Annotated in this window: 6 protein-coding genes; 3 read left to right on the top strand and 3 right to left on the bottom strand. The window is 64.9% G+C overall.

From position 1 onward, the window contains the following. Both DBR23_RS25630 and DBR23_RS25635 read left to right on the top strand, forming a co-directional pair. Positions 1-640, top strand: a 640-nt coding sequence (locus DBR23_RS25630; protein ID WP_233250749.1) for a M48 family metallopeptidase, incomplete at its 5' end; no start/stop codon positions are given. Between the two features lie 15 nt (positions 641-655). Further along, positions 656-1,072: a rhodanese-like domain-containing protein gene (locus DBR23_RS25635; protein WP_108499967.1), complete on the top strand. Its 417-nt coding sequence runs from the start codon at positions 656-658 to the stop codon at positions 1,070-1,072. Between the two features lie 76 nt (positions 1,073-1,148). On the opposite strand, the gene lysM is transcribed toward DBR23_RS25635, so the two are convergent. After that, the gene (lysM, locus tag DBR23_RS25640; RefSeq protein ID WP_108499968.1) at positions 1,149-1,637 is read right to left on the bottom strand and encodes a peptidoglycan-binding protein LysM; all 489 of its coding nucleotides are present in this window, start codon (positions 1,635-1,637) and stop codon (positions 1,149-1,151) included. 180 nt (positions 1,638-1,817) lie between these two features. On the opposite strand from lysM, the gene DBR23_RS25645 reads away from it, so the two are divergent. Continuing rightward, positions 1,818-2,585 carry a type III pantothenate kinase gene (locus DBR23_RS25645; RefSeq protein WP_108499969.1) on the top strand — a complete coding sequence of 256 codons (768 nt, stop codon included), beginning with the start codon at positions 1,818-1,820 and terminating at the stop codon, positions 2,583-2,585. Positions 2,586-2,777: 192 nt separating this feature from the next. On the opposite strand, the gene DBR23_RS25650 is transcribed toward DBR23_RS25645, so the two are convergent. Both DBR23_RS25650 and DBR23_RS25655 read right to left on the bottom strand, forming a co-directional pair. Then, the gene (locus tag DBR23_RS25650) at positions 2,778-3,554 is read right to left on the bottom strand and encodes a hypothetical protein (protein WP_108499970.1); all 777 of its coding nucleotides are present in this window, start codon (positions 3,552-3,554) and stop codon (positions 2,778-2,780) included. A 56-nt stretch (positions 3,555-3,610) separates the two neighbouring features. Then, positions 3,611-4,273, bottom strand: a complete 663-nt coding sequence (locus DBR23_RS25655; protein ID WP_056059478.1) for a TetR/AcrR family transcriptional regulator — start codon at positions 4,271-4,273, stop codon at positions 3,611-3,613. Positions 4,274-4,650: the final 377 nt, after the last annotated feature.

The following is a 4,650-nucleotide window of genomic DNA, read 5'->3' on the forward strand; positions in this document are numbered from 1 at the left end:
CCCCAGCTGGGTGACGCTGGGCGCGGTGGATGCCGCGCTGCGCGAGAAGTCCGACTGGATCCTGCGCAAGCTGTCGGAGGCGCGCGAGCGCCAGCAGCGCATGGAAGGCGGTCGTATCGTCTGGGCCCATGGCGCAGAGCTGCCCTATCTGGGTGAGCCGCTGAGGCTGGTGCTGGACCCGAGCCACGACTTTGCGGGCAAAGGCGGAGCGCTGGTGGCGGCGGTGGAGCCGGGCGGCGCAGCCACGACGCCCAGCCTGCACATTGGCCTACCGCACAGGGCCAGCCCCGCACAGGTCCGCGATGCCGTCCAGGCCTGGTTGATGCGCGACGCGCGCCGCCACTTCACCGAGCGGCTGGACCACTTTGCCCCGCTGCTGGGCGTGCGCTGGGCCAGCCTGCGCCTGTCGAGTGCCAATACCCGCTGGGGCAGCGCCAAGGCCGACGGCTCCATCCGCCTGAACTGGCGCCTGCTGCACTACCGCCCGGCCATCATCGACTACGTGGTGGCGCACGAACTGGCCCACCTGCGCGTGATGGATCACAGCCCCCGCTTCTGGGACACCGTGGCCACCGTGGTGCCGGACTATGCGCAGCTGCGCAGCCATCTCCGTGACGAACCCGCCCCCTTGTGGGATTGAAGAAGGACCCTGACGATGACCGAAGCCAAGATTTCCCCCGCCGAAGGCTACGCCGGTGACGTGACGCCCCAACAGGCCTGGCAATGGGTGCAGGCCGGGCAGGCCGTGCTGGTGGACGTGCGCAGCGACGCCGAACGCGAGTGGGTGGGCCAGGTGCCCGGCGCCGCTGCGGTGGCCTGGAAGCAATGGCCGGGCATGGCGATGAATGCCGACTTCGATGCCCAGATGCGCGCTGCGGTGCCCGAGGGTGGACGGGCCGTGCTGCTGTGCCGCAGCGGTGTGCGCTCCATTGCCGCCGCGCGCCGCGCAACCGAACTCGGTATCACCGCTTACAACATCCTCGAAGGGTTCGAGGGCGATGCGGATGCGCAAGGCCAACGCGGCAAGCGCGGTGGCTGGCGCTTTCATGGCCTGCCGTGGAAGCAAGGCTGATTTGCTATCAAAAAAAGAGCTGCCAGCGCTTTTTCTACTAGCGCTGGCAGCTCAGAGGGCTTGAATCTGCGAGAGATTACTTGGTCAGTGGCGGAATCCGCAGCTTCTGGCCGGGATAGATCTTGTCGGGGTGGCTCAGCATGGGCTTGTTGGCCTCGAAGATCACGGGGTACTTGTTGGCGTCGCCATAGAACTTCTTGGCAATGGCGCTCAGCGTGTCGCCGCGCACCACGTCGTGGTACTGGGCCTCGGGCTCGGGGTTGGTCACCTCCATCAGGTTCTCGACGCTGGTCACGCTGGCCACGTTGCCGCAGCACAGGGTGACTTTTTCCTTGGCAGCCTGGGTGGGCGCGATGCCTTTGACGGTGACCTTGCCTTGCGTGCCGTCGAATGCTACCTGTACGTTGCTGGCGCCCAGGTTCTGGGACGCGATGTAGGTCTCGATGGCCTTGGATGCCTTGGCGTTGAGTTCATCCTGCGTGGGGGCGGCTGCCGTGGCGGCCTGCGCTTCTTTACCGCCGAACAGCTTTTCGCCGGCTTCCTTGATGAAACTGAAAAGACCCATGTCGTACCTCCTAATGTTGCAGAAACAGGAAGGACCACTGTAGCGGGTACGGGCGGCTGCATCGTGTCGGACAGGGGCGCGACACGATTTTTCACAATTTGGGGGCCGGGGAGAGGTGGTGCCTCCGTAGCTGTCGCCCTCGGGCAGGGGCGCATCGCAAAACTCGGGATAATCCGCCGCATGACTTTTCTGGCCATCGACGTCGGTAACACCCGTCTCAAATGGGCGTTGTACGACGCTCCCCATCCCGGGGCTGCGCTCATTGCGCATGGCGCCGAATTCCTCGACCACATCGACCGCCTGGCGGAAGGCAGCTGGGCCTCGCTGCCCCATCCGACACGCATGCTGGGCTGTGTGGTGGCGGGAGATGCCGTCAAACGCCGCGTGCAGGAGCAGATGGAAATCTGGGACGTCACCCCCTCGTGGGTGGTGTCATCGGCGCAAGAGGCGGGGCTGACCAACGGCTACGACCACCCCTCGCGCCTGGGCTCGGACCGGTGGGTGGCCATGATCGGCGCACGCCACCATGTGCTGGCAAGTGGCCCCGCACGGCCGCTGGTGGTGGTGATGGTGGGCACGGCCGTGACGGTGGAGTGCATCGACACCGAGGGCCGCTTCATGGGCGGCCTGATCCTGCCCGGCCACGGCATCATGCTGCGTGCGCTTGAATCCGGCACCGCCGGCCTGCACGTGCCTACGGGCGAAGTGCGCCCGTTCCCCACCAACACCAGCGATGCGCTGACCAGTGGAGGCACCTACGCCATCGCAGGGGCCGTGGAGCGCATGTACCAGCACCTGCTGCAGCACTGCGGCCAGGAGCCTGCCTGCATCATGACCGGTGGCGCCGGCTGGAAGATGGCGCCCAGCATGACACGGCCGTTTGAGCTGGTGGACAACCTGATTTTTGACGGACTTCTGGAGATTGCCGCGCAGCGGTTTGGGGGCTGAGAGCTTTTGAGCTCCGCCTCCATAGCAGCGCGACACGGCAATCTACTGCAAACCTCTGTGCAAAACTGGCGCTGCGCAAGCCAGAGACACCGAGCAAGGGCCACCCCGCAGCGAGGGTGTCGTCCCCCTTCCCGAATGGCGTAGCCAGTCGAGAGAAGGGGGAAGCGGCAAAGCCGCTCAGGGGGCTGCCTCTTACTCTTCTTCCAGTTCCGCCCGTGCCATCTCCACATCCAGCCGCTCCATGGCATCCATGGGTTCTGCGGTGGCGGCCTTTTCGTAGAGCGCAGTGGCTTCCTTCATCTTCTTGTCGCCCTCCAGCATGACGAGGGCATTGGCGTACTCAATCATGGCGATGGCCGATCCCGGGTTGAGCTTGAGGGCCTCCTGGAACAGCTTGAGGCCCGTGTCCTTCTTGGCTCCATAGGTCATGCCGCCAATCAGCGAACCCACCTTGTCGATCACCTCCGCATGGAAGGCACCCAGCGCAATGCGCGCATCGGCGTGTTTGGGCGACAGGGCGATGGCCTTTTCCAGCGACTCCTTCACCTTGCCGCCCAGGCCCTGTGCCAGCGCCTTGGCCACGCTGATGCCCTGGCTGTAGCGGCCCAGCGCATACGCATGCCAGTACCAGGCGTTGGCGTTGTTCGGTTCTGCGGCTGCCTGGGCCTCGGCCCTTTCGGCCACCTGCATGAACAGGTCCAGCCGCGTCTTTTCCTTGGGCTCCAGGTAGTTGGCGTAGATGGAGGTGGCCTTGTTGGCCGCAGTAATGCCCGCGCCACCGGTCGCCAGGCCTGCAGCCGCCGCTTTCTCAAAGTCGCCGTTGTGGAACAGCGCCCACGCTTCCAGCACGGCTGCGTCCTTGGGGCAGGGTTCGGCATCACCGCCATGCAGTCGTGCCCATTGCTTCTTGACGCTCGCAGCGTCGAACTGGTAGTCGCCGGCGTGGGGGAAGGGGGTCCATTTGGCCATGGTGTGTGTCTCCGGAAGTTCTTGTGGTTGGGTGTCTGTGGTGGGCCGTCTCTGTATCAGCCAGGCACTGCGGCGTAGGCGCCGACCAGCTCCAGCAGGTGGGCCCGCTGGCCGCTTTCGAGGTAGGGCATGAGCAGGTTCAGCACATGGTGGGCTCCGCGCAGCAGCGCGGCCTGGGCGCTTTCAGGCTCCAGCGCGCGGCGCGGGTCGCGCACGTATTCAAAACTGAGCCAGTAGGTGAGCACCACGACCATGCTCGTGGCGGTGGCCTCCAGCTCGCGCGAGTCGATGTGCAGCGCGTCTGCGCGCCCCATGCCATCGAGCATGGCGCGCACGGCGCGGGTCTTGTTTTTGAGGATGGCCTGGAAGTGCGTCTCCAGGCGCCGGTTCTTGGACAGCAGGTCGTTGAGATCGCGGTACAGAAAGCGGTACTGCCAGATCAGCTCGAACAGCGAGTGCATGAAGAACCAGGCGTCCTCCACATTGCGCACGCCATCTGCTGCGGCCAGCAGCTCGGTGAGCGAGCCTTCGTAGCGATCAAACAGCGCGTTGATCAGCTCGTCCTTGGCGGGGTAGTGGTAGTAGAGATTGCCAGGGCTGATGCGCAACTCGGCCGAGATCAGGGTGGTGGAGACGTTGGGTTCACCGAACCGGTTGAACAGGTCCAGCGTTACCTCCAGAATGCGTTCTGCGGTGCGGCGTGGCGCTTTCTTCACCATGTGTGTGGGCCCCTTCGCGTCGTTGTGTGTCGTTGTTGCGTTGTCTCTGATGGCTACTCTAACCCACGCAGTCATGCTGCAGTGCGACATGAGAAGAGGACGCGCGTGTCATTCCCGTATCGCTTTTAGCGCACTTCACGGGTTTCACCAAAAAAAGAAAAGCGGTCCAGGCGCCGTGGCGCGCGGACCGCTTGGTGCGGGCTGGGTGCTTGCCGCCGGCAAGCCGTGATCAGCTGGCCGACGGCGTGCTGGGGGTTGCGTCGGCAGCGGCACGTGTTGCGGTCTTCTTGGCCACAGCCTTCTTGGCGGTGGCCTTGGCTGCAGGCTTTGCGGCTGCCTTGGCAGGCGCGGCCTTCTTTGCAGCCGCCTTCTTGGCA

Origin of the sequence: Acidovorax sp. HMWF018 (genome assembly GCF_003061035.1) — a bacterium.
Taxonomy (GTDB): domain Bacteria; phylum Pseudomonadota; class Gammaproteobacteria; order Burkholderiales; family Burkholderiaceae_C; genus Acidovorax; species Acidovorax delafieldii.